The following is a 20,863-nucleotide window of genomic DNA, read 5'->3' on the forward strand; positions in this document are numbered from 1 at the left end:
GCGTCGTCAAGGCTTGAGTTTGACGAAGCAGCAGAATTTGTGTCTACCGCTCCGAGTGTTCTAATTTCATGCGTGAAAACGAACTCCCAGTCACCCCGCCTCCAACAGACGATCGTCCCAATGATCGATGGTTGGTCGATGACGGGGGGAGCCAATCATTGACTTGGTTTGGTCAGCGAAGACGTTGGTATTGGGGGGGCAGTATTGGGTCGATCGCGTTGTGCCTGTCCGCGTTTTTCTTCGTGCCACCGGCGACACTGATCAAACCTGGAAAGTTGTCCGGACCTCACGCACAAATACTCTCAGGTTCGGTCGGTAATGAACGGTGTGCGGCATGTCATGACCGAGCGTCACTAGATTTTTCTTCTTGGTTTGGTCGCGATGTTCCGGGACATCAGGGAGTGCAGCAATCCGATCGTTGCCTAACCTGTCACCACCGCACGATCGACGCGAACCTTGCTCGTTCGGCACATAACCTGCCTCGTTCGGTTCGAACGGAGCTGAGCGAAATCGTACGAACTGCAATGGGAGATCACTCGGGCACCACGCCGAGAACACAAATTGATCAAGAAGATCTGGAGTGTAGTGTTTGCCATCAGGAGCACCATGGACTCGAAGGTGACTTGCTCGCCGTATCGGACCAGCAGTGCCAAGCTTGTCATACGATTCAATTTGGTCAGTTCGCGGATTCACATCCCGACTGGAGTCAATGGCCTTACGGTCGAGGCGGTTCGATTTCCTTCAACCACGCGACGCATCAAGGCAAGCATTTTCCCGGATGGCAAAGCGGCGCGGTGGCGTTCGATTGCAACCGATGCCATCCCGACCAAGAGGCCGTTGCGGGGCTTCGAGCCAATCGTCATGGAGAATTGCTCAGGACGGTCTCCTTCGAGTCCGGATGTGCAACCTGTCATGAGCAATCGATGAAGGTCGCGTCAGCCGATGGAATTGAATTACTAGCAGTACCTTCCGTTTCAAAGGAAACCGCCATCGCGATTGGTGATTGGCCGCAGTCTGCAACTGGTTTTATCGACGGCCGAATATCACCCATGATGGAGTTGTTGCTTCGTGGTGATCCTAAAGTCGCCGATGCGCTTCGCCAAATCCCCGGTGGTGATTTGGCGAGATTGGATCCGATGTCCCTTCAATCAGAATCGTTGTCACGGATCATTGCCGAGGCAACCGCTCGACTGATCAACGACATTAGCAAGCTAGGACATCGTACATTGCGAAAACGCTTGTCAGTCTCCGGGATAACGACCTCGGCGCCCATGGATGCCCTCCTACGGACATTACCGGCGCAGTTCGTGCAAGCGGCACAGGAGCGATGGTTCGATACAAAGCAGGAACTCGGTGTCCAAGCCATTGAGTCTCCCCAAGCCAGCAGCGTTTTTAGACGCAAACGCATCCGTTTGGTTGCTGCCGACGGCGATGATCTCTTGGGGACTTCGCCGATCATCGGCGACCCTTTGAGCGATGATTCATTGCTCGGTGATTCCCTGCTCGATCACTCTCTTTCGGGGAGCGACGACGATCCCCTGGGAGCTTCAGCATTTGATCGAGCGTCGATTTCGGACATGAACGAATCGAATTACTCGAATGATCTATCAGCTGACGGTGGCTGGTATCGTGATGATTTGACGTTGTCGATCCGTTACCGACCGACAATGCATGCCGATTTGGTACTTAAGGAACTGGTCGAGTTATTCAGTGGATTGAGCGATAGCGACCCAGTCAAGACTCGTATGTTGTCTTTACCTGCGGTCGAAGCCTGTGTTCGCTGCCACCCTGGAGCGACACATTTACCTGCTTCCTGGGAGGCAACTCCGACGGTTGGTGGAAAACGAGATTTCACCAAATTTTCCCATCGTCCGCATCTGAATGTCTCCGCCCTTGGCCAGTGCACTCACTGCCACCAAGTCGCGACATTGCCGACTGATCCAAGCGTCACGGCAAGTGGCGGTGGTTTAGCAACGTTCCCAGACTTCGCGCCCTTGGGGCAGCAAACATGTGCGGCCTGTCATCGCAAGAATGCCGCAAGCGATCGTTGTACGACGTGTCATCATTACCACATCGAGCATTAACGCAGATACTGAGTTTGCGTTATCAGTCACGATACTCGTCGACACATTTGGTCGGTCCTCAAAAACCCCCGAGTGACCTGGCCGATTCAATTGCGCATTCACGAGTGTTTGAACGAACACGGCTGAACGCTCGGCACACCGTACCAACGCAGGCCGTTGATTCGTCAATGCAATAGACTGCTTGCCGCATGCTTTGCGGTGGGACGAGCCAGTCGGTCGGGGTTGCCTTTGATGTTAGGATTAGCCGCATGGCGTTAGCCACGGTTTCGGCGCAACAACCGGGGCTAATGCTCGTCGGCTAATGAATCGAACTGAAACACTCGATCGAGACGGAGCACTAGGTAGCGTTTTCGGAGCGGACAAAAACATTGCGAAACTCCATTGCCAAGCTGAACATTGTTGGTACCAAGAACAACGTAAACACTGTCGATACGACCAATCCGCCTAGAACGACACTGCCAAGACCACGGTAAAGTTCGCTGCCTGCTCCGGGGAACAACACAAGTGGCAATAAGCCGAGAACCGTTGTCGTCGTCGTCATAAAAATCGGACGGATACGCGAACGCACGCTTTCGAGAATTGCCTGCTTCGGTGGCATCTTTTCGATTCGCATCAAGTTTAGTGATTGATGGACAATCAAAATGGGGTTGTTCACCACCGTCCCGATCAGGATCACGAATCCCAGCATCGTCAGGATGTCCAGTGACTGCATGTAATACAGATTAAGCAAACGCAGTCCGAGGACTCCGCCGACCGCCCCGAGCGGCACGACCAAGATAATCACTAATGGATACAACCAAGATTCGAACAGGGCGACCATTAATAAGTAGGTAATCAGAAGAGCCAGCAGAACGTTAAAACGCAGAGCCTGCCATGTATCACGTAGTTTGTCAGCCGTACCGGCCAAATTAACGCGGTAGCCCGGCGGCAGTCGACCGCTATCGATCATCGGTTGGACGACTTGGGATTCAATTTGAACCATCGCATCTTCGAGCGCGACTTCGGGAGGCGGAGAAACTTCGATCGTGATCGCACGCAGTCTCTCACGGTGATTGATCTGTTCGGGACCACTTCCAAGTTCGACGTCGCTGAGCGCGATCAATGGGATTAATTCGCCGCCAGGTGTGGCGATCGGCAACGCTCGGATGTCTTGCGAACGTTCGGCCAACCGGGTTTCGCCCTTGATCGTCAGGTCGATTTTGTCACCGTCAAGAAAGTAATCTGCCGCGTATGCCCCATCGACGAGGGCGTCAACGGTGTAGCCGAGATCGGAACTGTTCACACCCATTTCCGCTGCTTGCATCAATCGCGGTTTGACGTGCAATTCTGGTGCGGACAAATCCAAGCTAGGAACCGGTCGGACCTGAGCGTCAGGGAAAACACCTTTGGTCGCGCCGAGCACTTGGCCGCCGAGTCCGACGAGCGTTTCCAATTCAGGTCCGGTGATTTCGACGTCGATCGTTCGTCCCGCGGTCAATCCTTGTTCGAACAAACTGGACTGTTTCGCGATGGCAAACGTTCCCGGTAATTGTGAACCAATCTTTTGAACCAGCGGAATCAAGCGACTGACTTCAGACGGTTCGTATGCGCGAATCCCCATGAACACCTGGCGTCCACGGGCGACGAAAAAGAAGTCTCCGATGATTGGGAAATCCAGGTTTTCCGCTTCAGGAGAACCCGGCAATACGTCCCAATACGGGCGGAGGTTACGTTCGACCGTCTCGCCCATCTCGACCAATTGAGGAAGATTGTATCCCGGTGGTGGCAACAGAATCCCAAACACAAGGTTGCGATTTCCTGTTGGTAGGTATTCTACCTTCGGCCATACCAACCAGCTGATGCCAACGGCACTTCCAATCAGAACGAATGAAAACACGATCCGCCGGACAAATCCGCCAAGAATCCAACGGTTGATTTTGACTGTTAGTCCGACGACGAATTCGCCGAGAGATTCGATCCAACGGACCAGTCGAGTTTTCTTTCGTTCTTTAGGTTTATTCGTTTCCTGATTCGGTGCGGTGCTGCGATCTCGAAGCAATCGGCGCGACATCATCGGGATGAACGTCATCGAGACGACCAGCGACAATGCGACCGCACCGCTGATCGCCAGCGCGATGTCCCGAAACAGTTGCCCAGCTTCTTCTTGAACAAAGACGATCGGTAAGAAGACGGCGATGGTGGTCAAAGTCGACGACAGCACCGCTCCCCAGACTTCGACGGTGCCGTTGATTGCCGCGTCGAGTGGGCGTTCGCCTTCGTCCCACCTGCGGAAAATGTTTTCTAACACAACGACGGCGTTATCGACCAGCATCCCGACCGCGAATGCCAGTCCGGCCAAACTGATCACATTGAGCGACCGTCCCAGGATACCCAGCGTCAAGAAAGTCCCGACGATACTGATCGGAATCGCCAAACCGACGATCAACGCACCGCGGGCAAACCAAAAGCCCGCACCGAGCATCAACGCCAGTGTCAGCAGAAAGAACCACGGAGAAAATTGCGATGCAATCGCACTCGCTGCGATCGCGGGGATCAAGAAGATCACTCGCACGCCGAGATGCAAAAACAGCATCAAGACGACCATCGTCAGTGCACTGCCGATGAAGATGTTTTGCTGAACGAGATCAAGTGCCGAATAAATGTACTCGGTTTCGTCATACACCTGAATGAGTTGCAGCCCACGATCCTTGAGCAAACCTTCGTTCAGCTCCTCTCGGACTTCGCGAAGCCCGGCCATCACGTCCAGTACGTTCGCACCGGTTTCTCGGAGCGCGTTAACGGCGATACTTGATTCACCAAAACGCCGCACCAGTCCAGTCGCCTTTTTATGGCCAAGCCGAACTTCGGCAACGTCACGAACGTATACCGGGTTTTCATCTCGAACGGCGAGCAGTTGGTGTTCGACTTGTTCGGGCGAGCGAAATTGTCCTAGCGTTCGTACGATCCATCGGCGTTTGCCTTCCCAATAATCACCGCCCGAGGTGTCTTGGTTTTGGCCACGCAGTACATTGCGAACTTCGGCGATCGTGAGTTGTCGGGCGGCAAGTTTTTCGGGATCGATGATCACTTGCAGTTCATCTTCAAGACCACCGAGCACGTTCGCTTGCGAAACTCCCGAAACACGTTCGAATTTGGCTTCGATTTCGTCTTCGGCAAAACGTTGAAGTTTGGGGACATCGATTGCCTCGGCCGGCAGAAGCTCTTTGACCGCCGGCGTTTTATCGCTCATCATTCGAAGCCGGAGCATCGCAAGCCCCGAGTTTTCGATCTTACGGATCGCCGCGATTTCTTCGGCCAGTTCCGGATGGTCTTTGACGAACTGTTCGAATCGGGCGTTATCGGGTTGGCGTGCACTGAGGATAAACCAAGCGATCGGCCGGTCGTTTGCGTTGGCCGTCGAGATCACCGGTTTATCGGCATCGATCGGGTATTCACGCACTTGTTCGAGTCTGCCGATGACATCGACGACTGCTTTTTGCATGTCGGTTCCCACCAAGAACTCGATAATAATCTTACCCGCCGAGTCGGAGCTTTCCGATGTCAGTTTGGTGACGCCTTCGACGCCTTTGAGCTGTTCCTCTTGCTCGATGACAATCTCCTGCTCGACTTCTTTTGGGCTCGCCCCAGGCCAGCGGGTTTCGACCGTAATCGTCGGCGTTTGGACTTCGGGGGTCAGTTGCATCGGCATGCGTAGCAACGCAACCCAACCGAACAATGCAACTAGCAAGACACCGACTGAAACTTTCGCCGGGTTTTTGACGAAGAACTCAATCAACGACATTGCCATCTCCTTTTTGGCTCACTTCACTTGTCGACGGTGTTGCCGTATTCGGTACCAGGTTCACCAGACTGGGCTCGCCGTTTCGATTGGGGATGATCCGCTCGTTTCCTTTGACCACCACAAGGTGGCTGGGATCGATCGCGCCGGTAACTTGGATTAAGCTTCCGTCGGCGACGCCCAGCCGTACCGGTACGGGGCTCGCTTTGGCTTGCTGGCTCTGGTCGCCACGCGTAATAGAAGCAGGGTCAATGACCCATACCACCGGTTGCGCTCCGCCAAGAACCAACGCGTCTTTGGGAACCAAGACTGCCTGCGTTCGGCCTCCCGTTGCCAGCATCACCCGTGTCAGCATCCCTGCTTTGAGAAGCGGGTCACCGGATTTCTTGATGGTATTCTTGACGCGAATTTTGACAGGGAATGTACGCGAACGAACATCCGCTTGAGGGACGATCGCTTCGACCCGACCGGTCAACGCTTGGTCTGGCAATGCAGGGACTTCGACGCGCACCGAATCACCCACGTTAATGTAAGCCACTTGGCTGTCGACGACTTTTGCGACCACATCAACCTCGTCGAGCGCGATGACCTCGGCAACCGCGCCACCTTGAGTCGCCCAGGCACCGATGTCGGTGTGCTTGACCGTGATATAGCCCGTGAAACGCGTGTAGATCGTATACTTTTTAATCTGATCTTCGAGTTTGTTGACCACTGCCTCTTGCATCGCCACCTGAGCTTTCGCCTGTGCGATTTTTTCCGGACGTGGTCCGTCGATCGCAAGTTGAAGTGCTGCTTTGGCCTCGTCGAATTCTTCTTGAGTCGATTCGGCGATGGAACGCGCTGAGTCGAATTCCGATTGCGAGGTCGCGTTCTTCTGCCGAAGCACGGCGAGACGCTCAAGTTCGCGTTGACCGAACTCGGCCATCACTTTCGCCCTCGACAGCCTCGCCCGCGCTTGGTTGATTTCCTCTGGTAAGGAACCGTTTTCCATTTCCCGAAGCTGCTCACGGCGATAATCCAATTCGGCTTTCGCGGCTGCAAGCTCCAAGCTGATCGTGGCCGTTAAAAGCTGAGCCAAAGGCTGGTCTTTTTCGACGCGATCACCTTCTTCAAAGAAGACTTCGATCACACGCCCGTCAACGGCTGATCCAACGAGAGCTCGTCGAGGAGGCGTGACGGTTCCAACAAATGTTTGACCGCTCGCAACTTCTCGGCTAACGATCGGCGTGATCTCAACCAAAGCGGGGCCGCCTTGGCCGAAGAGCTTGCTGGGCGAAAAGGCAATGACCGCAATAACCAAAAATGCGATCGGAATAAGGCTGGATTTCGACATTGGCAAAGACAGAAAAATGCGGAGATGCAACATACATTGCTGCCAAGCGGTCCGACTTGGCATTTGACCGATTGAATCCCCTCGCAGCTAGCGCCACCCGATGATCACGCCACGAACCCAGAATGCGGCTGCGAGGCAATTGCCGAGCGAACCTGTGACGCTGGTCCGTCCTAGGCCAAGTGCCAGACGACCGGACACTCGGGGGATGAACAAGCTGTCTTCGGTCGGCGTGATGGCGACTGTCAGCGGTTTCGGCTGACGAATCCTTGGCTGACGAATCCTTTGAGCAATGGGATCGGGGGGCGATAGGCGGGCGGTGGGAATCCGTTGGCATCCTTAACGATACCTCCCCGGTATCGCCACACAAGTCTACGGGGCATCGATCCGATAGCGTTCGGACTGAATCAGCGTCCTCGACAAAGCGAATGCCAAGATTCAGTGCGCATCGACGCATCCGTGTTCAGTCTTGCGAACGGAGTGTATCGTTCATAGCCGTCCGGTGTGTGACGAGAAAACGTGACACCGGTAAGTCAGCAATACCAACGTCCCTTCGACATCGACTGGATGAGTGATTGATCTGAAGCATTTGCCTAATGCTCCGTCGAGATCAAATGTTCGGTTTCAACTCATCAGCCGTCGGGCGTCAGTCCCGGATATTGCCCGGAAACCTTGGCTAACTCCAGTCGGCTGATGCTAATTTTCGGATGATGACGAACTAGGGATCGACCAGGATCGCCCGTAGTTGATCGGCTTGTTCGGCGGGCATGGTTTCGAGTAGCGGTCGGAGGGTGTAGTTACCGTGCATCATTCCGTCTTTCATAAACATCCAGTCAGAAATCTCTTCTTGCTTGATCGTCCAGCTCTGGCCAATTTTTACATTGGAAACGATCCCCGGTTCGTTGTTGATGATCCCTGTGAACACGCCGTCTTTGAGATCAAGATTTGTCAACCAAAAGTGTTCGGTCTCCCCGTCGTCTTCGATCGGTGCTTTGACGGCATGGTCGCTCCCCGTAGGGTTTTCGAGCTCTGCGACAAACGTTGAAACACTATTTTGGGCTTTTCCGATCGCTTGTTCCATCGCGTCTTGATCATAGCCCGACGTCACCAGGGTCTCCGGAGTCTCCGCGTCTGGAGCACTGCAACCTATCAAACAGATACCAAGGGCGAGCAATCCAGTAAGACGCATGGCAAACTCCGCAATCGTGGACGGTTTTCGGGGGGAAGTTGATCTCTCAACAGGAAGCGACACCTTAGCGTAGCAGAGCTCGTGCGAACATGGACGGCAGGAAACACAAACCCGACCGGGAAGTCACGTTCACAACTGAGTCGAAATTGTGCTTGGCGTTTTTGTCCGGTAAGCGACGTATGGAACCGTGATGGAAGGCTATCGGGAGACGGTCTTGAGGGAACGTCCTTCAAAGTGACGGAATGCCTTCGATCTTCGGGATGAACGCGCAGGTAAGTTTGCGTACCCCCCAATTCCGATGGGAATTTATCGTGGAACCGTTATCTAACCCGCTGAATCCTCGAACAGTGAACCCGTTTCAGGCTTGGCTTCCTCGTCATTGCTTGGATGACAATCCCGAGCATGCGAGAGTCGCGAAGCTGCTGTTCTTTTATGCCGTGATCGGCTTGATTGTCGGTAGCTTTTACGTTTTGGTTTATTGTCTGTTGGCCCTGTACTTCTCTGCTGCGAGTATCGCAATCGCGGTCGTTGGCGGCGTGGCTGCACTCTATCAGCTCTATCGGGGAGAACGTTTGGCCGTCGCGGGCCACATCATTGCGCTATGCGCCTTTGCCGCGGTCGCCGGAATTATTCCAGAAACGGGTATGATACATTCACCAACTTTCGGTTGGTTGTTCGCCGCTCCGATGATGGCCGCGTCGACCCTGGGATTCCGTGCGGGGCTATTTTGGTTGTTGACGGTGTTGTGCTATATCGCAACGATCTTTTTCGTCGGCGCAAGTCTATCAGAGCCCTTGCACACGGTCTCAAGTGATGTTCGCGAATTGTTCGTCGCGGTCGTTCATGGTGGGCTGATCCTTACGATCTTTGCAACGGCTTGGTCATTTTCAAACGCTCAAACATCAGCTTTCAAGGCCCTGCACCAAGCCAGGCGAATCGCCGAAGACGCATTGCTTGACGCCGAACAAACACACAATGACGCCATCCTGGTGCTGAATAATATCAGCGAAGGTTTGGTTATGATCACACTGGAGGGAAAAGTCGCGGGAGACCCATCGAAGCAATTTCAAGAATGGTTCGGAACCCCACAGAAAGGTCAGGCGATCTGGGAGCACATGGAGCCACAAAACCCACTGCTAGCAGGTCTACTGGAACTTAACTGGGAACAGCTGCTGTGCGATTGGATGCCGTTGGACTTGGGAATCGACCAACTCCCGAAACGGTTCGACCATCAGGGGCGGACGTTCTCGCTGAGGTATCAACCCGTTGTCCAGGCCAGTCATGAGCCTTCGCAGTTGTTGATGATCTGCACGGATATCACCGCTGAACTGGAGGCCGAACATTCGAACGATCTTCAGAAAGAACAGATGGCAATCTTTTCACGATTCGCAAAAGATCCGCGTAGTGTTCGCGGTTTTCTTGAAGAGTCGCAGCGATTGGTCAGCCTTGTTGACAATGGAAAGGGGACTTTCGCAGAACAGAAACGATGGATCCACACTCTGAAAGGCAACTTTGGAATCTTTGGATTGACTAGCTTCGCCCGTTGGTTGCATCAGCTCGAAGACGAACTCGACGAACAGTGCGATGTTTGTGATCTATCACAGCGCCAGGCAATTGCTTCGCAGTGGGAATCTGTGCGGGAGCGACTCTCGATGATCATCCCGGAAGAATCAAAGGAACGTGTCACCATCGACCGGTCGCGAATCGAATCAACGTTGTTGACCGCCCGGCAAGAACGATCCATCACCACGTTGATTGACGAAATCCAGCGTTGGACGTGGGACGACGTCAGGCAACGATTTGACTTGTTGGCGGAGCGTGCGAAAGCCCTCGGTGAGCGACTCGAAAAACCTGGCATGACAGTTTTAATCGATTGCGATCGTGTCCGTACGCCCCCGACGACGGAATGGAATTCGTTTTGGAATGCACTGACGCATGTCGTACGCAACGCCGTTGATCATGGAATCGAACCGGCTGAGGTTCGGCTGAACTCAGGGAAGCATGCAACTGGGGTATTGCAATTCAATGCATTCGAAAATCCCAAGAACCTAGTGATCGAAATCTGCGATGACGGCGGAGGTGTCGATTGGAAACGGGTTGCCACTAAAGCGATGAAGTTAGGGCTTCGGACGTCGATGGGTGAACAGCTACAGGACTTGTTGTTTGCCGATGGGCTTTCAACCAAAGCGACCGTTTGCGACACGTCTGGTCGGGGTGTGGGAATGAGTGCCGCGAAAGAAGCTTGCCTGGCACTCGACGGAAAGATCGAAGTCGATTCATCTGAAGGTCGAGGCACAACGTTCCGTTTCGTTTTTCCGATCGAGTCAATCTCGCCGACCGAAGTCATTGGCTCGCCGACCGAAGTCTCTGAATCAAGTCAGTCGACCTAGCCTGTTCATCTGTCGGCGCCCGATGCTACGATCAAAGCGAGCAAGGCGGCACCGTGTCAGCGGAGGCCAAGATGCTTGCCGCCGGTCGCCCGCACGACACCCACAAGCCCCAGCGATCGTGGTGCGTCTCGATCGAAACGTCTCAATTCTCACCGTGATCCCAATCGAGTACATTAGCTGCCCACGACAATTGTCGGACGTCAACGAAGGGCACCGGAGTAGGATCGATGCAGCAGCAAATAGCGAATTTTTTATCCGAAGCTACCTATGCGGTCGCCGGTGCGTCAACTCGGCAACACAAATATGGCAACAAGGTCTTTCGTGCACTGGTCGAATCTGGACGGACCACCTATCCCCTCAATCCGATCTCGGAGTCGGTCGAAGGGCACCGAGCGTTCCCGACTCTTGGTGATCTTCCCGAAGTCCCCGCTTCACTCTCGATTGTCACCCCCCCGCAAGTGACTCGAACGATCATTGCGGAAGCTATCAAGTTGGGCGTCAAACACGTGTGGATGCAACCCGGGGCCGAAGATGCCGATGCGAGTCAACTGGCACGAGACGCCGGCCTGACGGTCATCGATGACGGAAGTTGTTTGCTCGTGCTACTCGCTCGTTCATGACGTGCGGTCACGCGTTAACCGAGTTTCGCGCCATTGGGAACCTCATGATCGGGGACCGCGAGAATGACGGCTCCGTCGTCACGGTAAAAACCGGTCAGTAAGAACTCTGACATGATCGGTCCGATCTGTTTCTTGGGGAAATTGATCACCCCGATCACCTGTCGTCCGACCAACGAGGCCTTTTCGTATTGGTCGGTGATTTGGGCACTGGTGCGTTTCACGCCAATGTCGTTGCCGAAGTCAACCGTCACTTTATAAGCTGGCTTTCGTGCTTCTGGAAAGTCTTCGACCGCGATCACCGTCCCGACGCGCAGCTCGACCTTTTCAAAATCAGACCATTCGATGGTCGCCGGTACATCAGGCATCGCGTTTAGAAATAAGTTTCGAGTCAAGATTGCATGAAAGGATCGGCTTCAAAAATCGCTGACTGCGATTCGAGTCCGCACTCATCATAAAATTGCCGTATGAAGTTTTGCATGAATTGCTCACGACGTACTGCCATTTGACGTCCTGTTTCAGTGTTCATGAGCGAACGAAGCCGAAAGAGCTTCTCATAGAAATGGCTGACGCCCGACTTCGCATGGGGATTCTTAGGATCAAAAAAACACTGTCCCTTCACGGCACCGTATTCAATCGTCCGAACGATCCCAATCGCTCCGAGCGCGTCCAAGCGATCCGCATCTTGGACGACTTGTCCTTCCAGCGATAGCGGTGACGCTTCCGCTCGTTTACGAAATGAGATGTTTTCAACAATCTGGACAATGTGGCGAATCATGGGTTCACCCATCGATCCGCTGCTAGCCATCGTTTCTTCAAGTATTTCGCGAGAGAATTCGCCGCTACGTTCAACACCGTCGTGGAATTTCGCATCACCCACATCATGCAGTAATGCGGCGAGTTCGATCACCAGTGGATCACCACCCTCCCGCGATTGGATCACTTTCGCAGTCGACACGACTCGGTCGATATGATCCATGTCGTGCCCGGCGCCTTGGCCGGAAAGCCGTCGTGAAACTTCGCGACGGACAATCGAAATGAGATTGGATTCGGGCATCTATTTTTTCGGGAGCCAAAAACGCAAAAGAGAGAATGACAGTGCAGGTTCGATCAACACTGCGATGTGGTTGTACCAGGATCTGACCACCATAGCGAATGGTGCCCTGCCGATCGTCGCGTTCGCATCCGCGGTGGGCCTGCCGTGAGACATGGGGATTGCTTAGTGAAATGCAATCCGCTTGTGAGGTGGCAATTTAGCCTGATCATCCCTGCGCGGCTAACGCGAGTGATTTCATGACGTGATCATGGCCTCGGTTTCGGTTGAGTCGACGATCGCTTCGAAGTCTTGGCGGCGGACTACATCGACGGTTTCGACGCAGGCTGTGATTCGATGCTCGGGTGAGACTTCACAACGCAAAAAGTCGATGATGTCATCACAGGTTTTACGTGGCATCACCACCTCGATCCGCACTTTTTCTCGATTTGATGTTCCGCCTTGCTGTAGTTCCGTTCGTCCGGCACCGCGGCATTGCAAGACGGTGTATCCGGTTGCACCCAACTGCACAAAGCGTTCTTCAAGCCAGGATTCGATCTCCGCATCTGCGACGACGGTGAGGCGTCGCATCGATGCCAAGCCTCGTTTGCGAGCGGCGTGTGCGTTGTCGGCAAGCGGTTGTAGTGAATCGAGTCCACGAACTTCAAAGTTTAATCCTTCTTGTTCGAAATCGCGTTCCATCTCTTCAAGCTTTTCCATCACGCTATGGTCGACAAGTTTCGTTTCTGAAACGTCGACGATTACGTTGCGATGTTGGACCAATCCGATTTGCTCGATCTGTCGTCGGAATGGGATCCAGTTACTAAATACGGCTGATTCGCGTGCCAGGATCAGGCTGGTCGAAGTGTCGACTTCTTGGACTTCGATGTACGGTTTGAAGAGAGACTTGATCGGTACGCCATTGGAAACGTGGATGACAATTTTTAAGATGATTCCCGCGGCAACCCCGATCAACAGATCGGTGGCGAGCACCACGATAAGAGTGGTCACAAAAATGGCGAGTTGTTCTTTGCCGATACGGTAGACATGCACAAACTCAGTCGGATGCGCCAATCGATACCCCGTGTAGATCAACATTGCTGCCAACGCAGCTAGTGGAATCCGGTGGAGCACCGTAGGGATCAGCGCGACGCATAGCAGCAAAAACACGCCGTGCCACATGTCCGCAAAGCGTGTTCGGGCACCGTTGTCGATGTTGGCCCGGGAACGTACGATTTCGGAAATCATCGGCAATCCCCCCACCAGCGATGCAGCCAAGTTACCCGCACCGACCGCGATGATGTCACGATCCATATTTGTTTTTCGCTTCCACGGATCAAGCAGGTCAACCGCCTTTGCGCTGAGCAACGATTCCAAACTGCCGATCACAAAAAACATCATCACCCACCACCACGCTTTCGATTGCTGAAGCGCCGAAAAGTCTGGGTAGGTCACTTCATCAAACATCCCAAAAACGCGATCGGGCATGTTTACAAGATATTGATCACTCAGTTGGTACTCGTGGTTTTGTAGCGTGTACGAGTGCTTGTGAAGGAGATCAAAGGCCATTCCCATTGGGATGGCGAATAGCAACACAATCATCGGTGATGGGATCACCTTTAGCGGGCCAAGTCGTTTCGACAAAATCGGCCAGAGGAACATGATCAGCACACTGACAAGCCCAATGACGGCGATCGCTGGGTTTGCCTGTGCAATGTAACTGGGGATCTCACCAACCATCGCCAGCGGTTCAGCACTCGGTGCTCGACCGGTATCGGGGTTGATTACCCCAAGCGCAAACGGGATCTGTTTGATGATGATGATCACACCAATTGCGGCTAGCATGCCGTGGACGGTCGAGATCGGAAAGAATTCGCCCAAGATTCCAGCACGAAAGATTCCAAAACAAATCTGCAGCACCGCGGCCGCAACGCCAATCGCTAACGCCGCACGATATGCGTCATGACTTCCCGCGCCACCAAAGTCATTGATGCAGCCAACGGCGATGACAATCAAACCCGCCGCCGGCCCCTTGATGGTTAGCTCACTGTTGCTCAAAAACGTGGTCACGATCGACCCAACGATGGCCGTGAAAATCCCAGCGATGGGTGGGTATCCGCTGGATACCGAAATCGCCAAGCATAACGGCAACGCGATCAGGAAGACCAGCAAGCCAGAGATAAGATCGTGCTTTAAATATTTGACAAACCCACTCGCATTTCCGCGTGGGATCGCTTCGGTCGAATCCGATTTCGATTGATCAGTTGCCATGCTTTGGTTGATTGGGAAAGGATGTATGATGGGTTGGTGAAGCGGTGAGCGAACTACCACGATGACGGAGTAGTTCATTTGCGGCGTGGTACCGCGAAAGGATGCCCCACTCCGGGAACAATCCTCCGCCGATGATGAGTGTTGTTAGCAGCAGCACGGCGATTTTTTCGGGCAAGCGTGACCGCAAGCAAAAAGTCGCCTCGTGCCGCACGCCGGTAAAGATCTTGAAATAGGCCTGCAGGATTGCGATTCCGTTTAATGCGGCGGCGACGACGACTGCCATTCCCACTAAGGGATAGACGCCCACGGCACCTTCGATCAGCAGCTCGGTACCGATGAACCCGACCGTACCGGGAAACCCGATCGATGCGAGTCCCGTCAACAGGAAGAAGGCGGCTAGCGTCGGCATGTTGTCGTACAGCCCGTGGTATTTCCCCAGGTCAACTCGGCCGGTTCTCCCTTCAACGCAGCGAAGCGTGATTCCGAAACCGCTTAAAGCCAAGCCTACCGAAAGCCAGACGCACAAGCCGCCGGTCAGTCCAATGGGGGTCGCCAGCTCTAGTCCGACCAGCACCAACGACGAATGACTAAGAAATAAATAGCAGAAGAAACGCCGTCCCTCGGTTTGCACCAAAGCCATCCCGCCGGCATAGACGGCCGTTATCAATGAAATGACCGCGATACTTCGAAGCGCCCAATCTGGCGCGATCGGCAATACCAATCGCATGACCAAGTAGGCGCCCGGCATCGGGGCGACAAACAGCAATGCGTTACCGAACGAACACTTCTCGAATAGGTCCGTCATCCAACAATGCAACGGGACAATCCCGGTTCGCAATAATCCGGCGAAGGTGAGAAGTGCCCCGCCGAAGAATACCCATCCGAGGTCAACCAAGCATTGCCCGACAAACAAAGCGGCAACGAATAACCCCATGTGAAACGAAAATACCTGAGTCGATCGCCCACGTTCGTGGATCTCGAACCACATTGGCAAGATCGCAGCAGTGGAAAGTAGCACGATTCCCCAAGCAAAGCGGCACGACAGAGTGGAAAGCAGGATGGCTTCGGAAACTAACATCCAATGAAATGCAAACCGAGTTTGTTTGGTCCGTAGCGTGGACAATACGGTCAACAAGCAAAGCAGCGCGGCAAGCGGCAGCAGAGGTGCATTAAGTTCGTCAATCACAAACACTTCATGATCGAACAGCCACTCCAGTAAATCCCAGTGATCATGAGCTTCAAAACTATTTAGATTTGCGAAGTCGATCCATTCGCCGATCGTTGAAATTAGCGTGATCAAACAGATCGCGATGGTAAGCAATCGAGCGACATTCACCTGTCGTACGCGACCAACAATGATTGCGCCAACGACCGGAACCAACACAGAGAGCTCTAGCCAGGGAAGATGCAGTTCATTCATCAGACGAACTCCTCCAGTGATCCTGGGTGCGTCGGTTCGTCTTTTACGATGGGGTGTTCGTCCCGCGACAGGAACGACGTCCAACGTCTTTCGGCTCGGTCACACCATTGAAAGATTCGTAGGAACGGTCGTGCGACAAATGTCTTTAATACTTCATCAAGAAATGCTTGATAAATCGCGATCGCGTAGACTCCATTTTGAAATTGTGGTGACGTCCAACGCGATCGCCTGATCGGACTCACCGAAAGATGACTACCGATCGCATTTTCGAAACCGTTGTAATCGTGCAAAAGCGTCGGCGCGCGAAGTAATTGCAGTGTTCGTAAACAAGCGTGGCCGATGATATGAATCAGTGCGATGTACCGCAGTCCAAAACCGATCTCAGCCACGATGATGCCGACCTGTGTGAGTGACGCGAACACCAAAGCCGACTTGATGTCTGTCTGAACTCGCGCGGTTAACGCCCCAAAGATCGCCGATACCAAGCCAACGGCAATCACCAACCCGCTTAATACCATCGAAGCTTCGAGCAAGGCGCTAACACGAAGCAACAGGTAGGCTCCTAGATGAACCGACAACGCACCATAGAAAATCGCGCTTGAAGGGGTAGGGCCTTCCATCGCACGTGGTAGCCAACCTGAAAAAGGCAGCAAAGCGGATTTTCCCGCCGCGGCAATAAGCAACAGTAGTCCAACGTACAATGCGTGCGACGCCTCGATGGAGGCATGGCCTTCCGGCCACGCTCCCGTTCCCACCAATTTGTCAAAGTCGCCCGCTCCGGTGAGATGGTGCAATGCAAGCGCGGCGATTAAGAATGCGGCATCCGCGATTCGGTACACCACCCAAACGTGTTGGCCGTTTTGAACAGGGTTTCTTCGGTCGTGAAAATACGCCACCAATAATGCCGACGACAGCCCAACAAGTTCCCAGCCAAAAAAAAGTGTTTCGATCGTTCCGGCTAGGGATGACACCACCATCCCGACAAGAAAGATGGCGTACAACATAAAGAATCGATTGTAGCCACGCTCGCGGTGCAGATAGTTGTTGGTGAACGCTCCGACGGTACCACACAAGATAAACGACAGCATGGTGAACGGAACTGATAACCGGTCGAAGACAAACTTCAGATGGAAATGAAAGCCTTCATCAGGCAAGCTGACCCAGTTTCCAATTTCGATCGGCACATTGCGGACGCCTGATTGCAGCATCAACACGAGGATCGCCAACGATGCCGCTAACCCGCTCACAATGGAAAATTGAGTCAGGCGAGCGATGGTCTTTTCTTGCAGCAGACATCCGAAAAGAGAGGCTAGGCCAAGGCTTACGAGAAGCACCAATGGACTTGTCACTACGGCGAGACCAAGCCAATGAAAGGCCGTTTCTAGCATCGGTTCACTCCCCTTTGATCTGCGCCGACCGGCCTGATCGACATGAAGTCAATGGGGCCTCGCTTACCGACGTAACAGTCCAAGGAAGAAGTCGCCGCAGGAATGCTTCGATCATGGGGCGCATAAAGTACAAAATCGCCACGGACATAGCGATAAATCAAACTTTCTTCTGGGCAAAAAACGGCAAGCTGAACCCATTGGCCTTCGACGAGGCGTTTGATTCTATCGTTTTCGGCAATGATCCGTGTCATCGCTTCACGCGTGGTTTCGACGACAAATAGGATCCGCATCGGCTCATGAATTTCAATCATCTGCTCAGACAGTCCTGGCCTCAGGTCGCTCGAAGGTCCCACCATCACGCCTAGCAGCGAGGTGATGTTATGAGGAAGCTTCGAACCGCATCCGTAACCTTCGGTGTCAACGGTCGAGAAGTAATACTCCAAATTGATTCCGGCACACACGGGAATGGCGGCACGCAACAGCCCCTCGAGAATCGAGCCGCGGTTGTCATCGTTTGCGGGGTCGTATGATGTGAGAAACGCTCGTCGATCGAGAAACAAATCACGGCTCCAAGCTCGACGCCCGACAAAGCACAACGCATTGGTGGCATGGTTGTATTCGGGGCGAGCTTGAGAGAGATCTTCCGGCCGATTTTCGACGTGGCGTAGTGCCTCGGCAAAGGTCATCTCAGTCGGAGCGGAAAGAAATCGCCGACAACGCTCGTGAGCATTTCTTTGGCGTGCTTCGTTGATCCGCTCCGCGGCAACCTCGAAACGTTCACGATGCGTTATTGGCAGCTGGTCCAAATCGGCGAACGTGACCGAGTCATTGGTCGTATCGTGATAACCACCGATAAAGAACGTGGTTTCCGGAATGACCAGATCACGTTCGGCAAGCCGTCGGCGGACTCTAGAATCATTTGCCATCGCGGCAAACGCCCGCGCGTTGGGACCGCCTTGACTGCCGGCACACGCTCCGCAGTTGTAGGCCGATTCATGGGGGTTGTTCAAACTTTGCGATCCATGTCCCAGGATCACGACAAGCGGCGCGAATCGTCGACATAGTCCGGATGCCTTTAACGCACCGAAAACAATCTCGGTCATCTCAGCGATCGTAAAACCGTAGCTGTCGGGGCCATGTTCAACACGCTCAAGTCGCAATTTGGTCGGTGGTGGCTCGACAATTCGTCCGACAAACGATTGAAGTTTTGACGCCGTTCGTGGGAATAGGACGCGGCCGACCAAAGGAAACGCGGCGAAAGAACCTACGACTGCCGTGGCGACACCGCCAACAATCGAGCGCGTGCTTCGGTGCGTTTGGTAACTCAACTGACCAAGCCGACGACGGGCAACCGTTCGGCGTCGGCCGACCTCCCACATCGAATACGAAGGCTCTTCAATGACATAATGGTCAGGTCTAATCGAAACCGGACACAATGGCTTGAAGTGGGCCTGGCCTGCCCCGCGAAAGTACATTGCGGTCCCATAAAACCCCGCGATGCCAAACGTCTCGCAGTCCGGTTCGACCTCTTCTAAGTGACGTCGCAAGGATTCTTCCCGATCGTCGATGCAACAGACGACCTGCAATTGTGGTGTGCTGGGAGACTGAACTTCAAAGTCGTTGATTGACAACTTGTCTTCATCGAAAGACGATTCACGCTTGCTGTTCAGGTTGCGTGTGTGTGCGATCAATGCATCAAGGGCCGCGTTGCGATACTTGCGTTCGTACGCTTGATGGTAAATCCGTCGACGTTGGTATGAATCGAATGCCTCGATCTCTTCAATCAATAACGCCCACTGCTGGAACGTGAGTCGTTGTAATTCACGTGGCGTCCAGCCCCTTACCTGCGCCAGTTGAAACACCATGAATGCCCGGCGTTCCTCGTCCTCTTGGCGACTAATTTCGACGGGATTGGATGGACGACGTTGGAGAAAGTAGTCCCTGGGGGAATCGTGCCTTCCCGATTTTTCGGCGAACACTTCTTCATAGGCAAGACGGTCGAGCAGCAATCGTATCGCGGTGAATTCCAACAGACTTCCCGGTGCCGCCGGACGTGGAGTCCATGACGCATTGCTTTCCATTTGCCAGATCATCCCGGCCCAACCACGAAGTGCTAACAGTGTTTGCAGCAGGAACGTGTCTTCTTGTGGATTATCGATGCCAAAGTATTGCAGCGACTGTTCGATTACATCGTTTGCGGTATGCCCATAATTGATTATCCGGCGAACCGCTCGCCGCAGACGACGAAATCGCGAAGTCGCTCCAATGACTGACTGAGTATGCAGACGCAAGAAGGATTGGAAGAAACCTGCTTCGCGGTGCGGAAGATTCCAATCGGAAAATCCTTGATCCAAAAACGCAGCTGTAAAAGGAATCAGTACTTCATTCACCCGCTGGTCAGGATCGTCAAATCCTTGTTCGATCAGATCGTTCCGAGGACGTAGGCTTGGTTGCGATTGCGATTGGAAAGTCTTTTCATGTCTCGCGATCGATTGAACCCCACGAAGACAAACGTTCCAGAGAACGTTCAGTGTGAAATGTTCCCACGAACGATCTGTCCAAGTGGTGGGATCAGACCGTTGGAACGAATCGAGCACCTTTTGGAAGCTTGGTCCCAAACATTCGATCGGGGCCGGATTTGTCACGCCGAATCGCTCGCTCCGTTGACCCTCGACCCATTGATTGACTGCGTCGCGTGTGGTCGCGATGATTGATTGGCGAACAAGTGGCGGAACTTCACTACGAAATTTCCTGAGCGCTTCTGTTTCGGCAATCACCCAACGAAGTTCTTCTGTTGTTCCGCAGTACAGCGGATGCTGAAGCATCGCAAGCCTGAGTGCGTATCGTGTGCCGAACGTCGCCACCAAGCGGTCCGCTTCTTCGCCCAGGTCTTCTTGCAACACCGCATCGAGATCTTCAAGTCGGATGCGACCTTCGCGCAGTTTCTGACGATATTCCGGTTCACGCCAAAAAGGTTCGCAACCATAAAGCTGGCCTCCATCGAGAACGGCGTCGCTAAAGTCCTCTGATTCGAACGCGTGTAGTGTGTTGTGGTGGACAAACGCGGTGATCGGGCCCTGCGAGGGCAGGTAACGGGCAATACGATCAAACTGGACTTGACGATCAGTTGATGCCTTTAATCGTTCCACCTGATCGGATCGAGAGACGAGACGAGCGACGCGCGACGTTGGCACTTGCGACTCAGCTTTCTTCATCCGTTGGATCGTCGCACGGACCGACCGCTTGCCGGCGGCGGGCTGTCTGGCATCTTGGTCATCATGATCCTCGGGGGGAACGAACGCAGGCATCTTCCTGGAACACTCAATCGTTGAATGGTCAAATCGTGGTCAGTCAACCACATGC

The 20,863-nt window shown here is 53.7% G+C and carries 12 protein-coding genes; 3 read left to right on the top strand and 9 right to left on the bottom strand.

What is annotated here, in order from left to right; all coding sequences use genetic code 11:
• The first annotated feature begins 68 nt into the window (after window positions 1-68).
• Window positions 69-2,084, top strand: coding sequence for a cytochrome c3 family protein (locus FYC48_RS25005; RefSeq protein ID WP_149499510.1), 2,016 nt, complete (start codon window positions 69-71; stop codon window positions 2,082-2,084).
• Between the two features lie 337 nt (window positions 2,085-2,421).
• Here the strand turns inward: FYC48_RS25005 and FYC48_RS25010 are convergent, their stop codons facing one another.
• The 3 genes from FYC48_RS25010 to FYC48_RS25020 all read right to left on the bottom strand — a co-directional run bounded on the left by FYC48_RS25010 (window position 2,422) and on the right by FYC48_RS25020 (window position 8,381).
• Complete coding sequence (locus FYC48_RS25010) at window positions 2,422-5,865, bottom strand: efflux RND transporter permease subunit (protein WP_149499511.1); 3,444 nt, start codon at window positions 5,863-5,865, stop codon at window positions 2,422-2,424.
• Window positions 5,852-7,195 carry an efflux RND transporter periplasmic adaptor subunit gene (locus tag FYC48_RS25015; protein ID WP_149499512.1) on the bottom strand — a complete coding sequence of 448 codons (1,344 nt, stop codon included), beginning with the start codon at window positions 7,193-7,195 and terminating at the stop codon, window positions 5,852-5,854. Before FYC48_RS25015 ends, FYC48_RS25010 begins: the two co-directional genes overlap by 14 nt.
• A 715-nt stretch (window positions 7,196-7,910) precedes the next feature.
• A complete protein-coding gene (locus tag FYC48_RS25020) occupies window positions 7,911-8,381 on the bottom strand; it encodes a YegJ family protein (RefSeq protein WP_149499513.1) in 471 nt (156 codons plus the stop codon).
• A 311-nt stretch (window positions 8,382-8,692) separates the two neighbouring features.
• Here FYC48_RS25020 and FYC48_RS25025 point away from each other — a divergent pair, with 311 nt between their 5' ends.
• Window positions 8,693-10,771, top strand: coding sequence for an ATP-binding protein (locus tag FYC48_RS25025; protein WP_160149760.1), 2,079 nt, complete (start codon window positions 8,693-8,695; stop codon window positions 10,769-10,771).
• Between the two features lie 227 nt (window positions 10,772-10,998).
• On the top strand, window positions 10,999-11,391 hold the full coding sequence (locus FYC48_RS25030; protein WP_149499515.1) for a CoA-binding protein: 393 nt from the start codon (window positions 10,999-11,001) through the stop codon (window positions 11,389-11,391).
• 14 nt (window positions 11,392-11,405) lie between these two features.
• On the opposite strand, the gene FYC48_RS25035 is transcribed toward FYC48_RS25030, so the two are convergent.
• From FYC48_RS25035 to FYC48_RS25060, 6 genes are all read right to left on the bottom strand, one after another.
• The gene (locus FYC48_RS25035) at window positions 11,406-11,756 is read right to left on the bottom strand and encodes a tRNA-binding protein (RefSeq protein WP_149499588.1); all 351 of its coding nucleotides are present in this window, start codon (window positions 11,754-11,756) and stop codon (window positions 11,406-11,408) included.
• A gap of 23 nt (window positions 11,757-11,779) precedes the next feature.
• A complete protein-coding gene (locus tag FYC48_RS25040; RefSeq protein ID WP_149499516.1) occupies window positions 11,780-12,445 on the bottom strand; it encodes an HD domain-containing protein in 666 nt (221 codons plus the stop codon).
• Window positions 12,446-12,679: 234 nt separating this feature from the next.
• Entirely contained in the window at window positions 12,680-14,692 is a 2,013-nt protein-coding gene (locus FYC48_RS25045; protein ID WP_149499517.1) for a SulP family inorganic anion transporter, read from the bottom strand.
• Window positions 14,682-16,112: a proton-conducting transporter transmembrane domain-containing protein gene (locus FYC48_RS25050; protein ID WP_149499518.1), complete on the bottom strand. Its 1,431-nt coding sequence runs from the start codon at window positions 16,110-16,112 to the stop codon at window positions 14,682-14,684. Before FYC48_RS25050 ends, FYC48_RS25045 begins: the two co-directional genes overlap by 11 nt.
• A complete protein-coding gene (locus FYC48_RS25055; RefSeq protein WP_149499519.1) occupies window positions 16,112-17,500 on the bottom strand; it encodes a proton-conducting transporter transmembrane domain-containing protein in 1,389 nt (462 codons plus the stop codon). Before FYC48_RS25055 ends, FYC48_RS25050 begins: the two co-directional genes overlap by 1 nt.
• Entirely contained in the window at window positions 17,494-20,808 is a 3,315-nt protein-coding gene (locus FYC48_RS25060) for a DUF2309 domain-containing protein (protein ID WP_149499520.1), read from the bottom strand. Before FYC48_RS25060 ends, FYC48_RS25055 begins: the two co-directional genes overlap by 7 nt.
• Window positions 20,809-20,863: the final 55 nt, after the last annotated feature.

This window comes from Roseiconus lacunae (assembly GCF_008312935.1).
GTDB classification, from domain to species: Bacteria; Planctomycetota; Planctomycetia; order Pirellulales; family Pirellulaceae; genus Stieleria; species Stieleria lacunae.

Excerpts from the sequence above, each read along its gene's own strand:
- FYC48_RS25005 (WP_149499510.1), top strand. The coding sequence starts at position 69 with ATGCGTGAAAACGAACTCCCAGTCACCCCGCCTCCAACAGACGATCGT.
- FYC48_RS25010 (WP_149499511.1), bottom strand. The coding sequence starts at position 5,865 with ATGTCGTTGATTGAGTTCTTCGTCAAAAACCCGGCGAAAGTTTCAGTC.
- FYC48_RS25015 (WP_149499512.1), bottom strand. The coding sequence starts at position 7,195 with ATGTCGAAATCCAGCCTTATTCCGATCGCATTTTTGGTTATTGCGGTC.
- FYC48_RS25020 (WP_149499513.1), bottom strand. The coding sequence starts at position 8,381 with ATGCGTCTTACTGGATTGCTCGCCCTTGGTATCTGTTTGATAGGTTGC.
- FYC48_RS25030 (WP_149499515.1), top strand. The coding sequence starts at position 10,999 with ATGCAGCAGCAAATAGCGAATTTTTTATCCGAAGCTACCTATGCGGTC.
- FYC48_RS25035 (WP_149499588.1), bottom strand. The coding sequence starts at position 11,756 with ATGCCTGATGTACCGGCGACCATCGAATGGTCTGATTTTGAAAAGGTC.
- FYC48_RS25040 (WP_149499516.1), bottom strand. The coding sequence starts at position 12,445 with ATGCCCGAATCCAATCTCATTTCGATTGTCCGTCGCGAAGTTTCACGA.
- FYC48_RS25045 (WP_149499517.1), bottom strand. The coding sequence starts at position 14,692 with ATGGCAACTGATCAATCGAAATCGGATTCGACCGAAGCGATCCCACGC.
- FYC48_RS25050 (WP_149499518.1), bottom strand. The coding sequence starts at position 16,112 with ATGAATGAACTGCATCTTCCCTGGCTAGAGCTCTCTGTGTTGGTTCCG.
- FYC48_RS25055 (WP_149499519.1), bottom strand. The coding sequence starts at position 17,500 with ATGCTAGAAACGGCCTTTCATTGGCTTGGTCTCGCCGTAGTGACAAGT.
- FYC48_RS25060 (WP_149499520.1), bottom strand. The coding sequence starts at position 20,808 with ATGCCTGCGTTCGTTCCCCCCGAGGATCATGATGACCAAGATGCCAGA.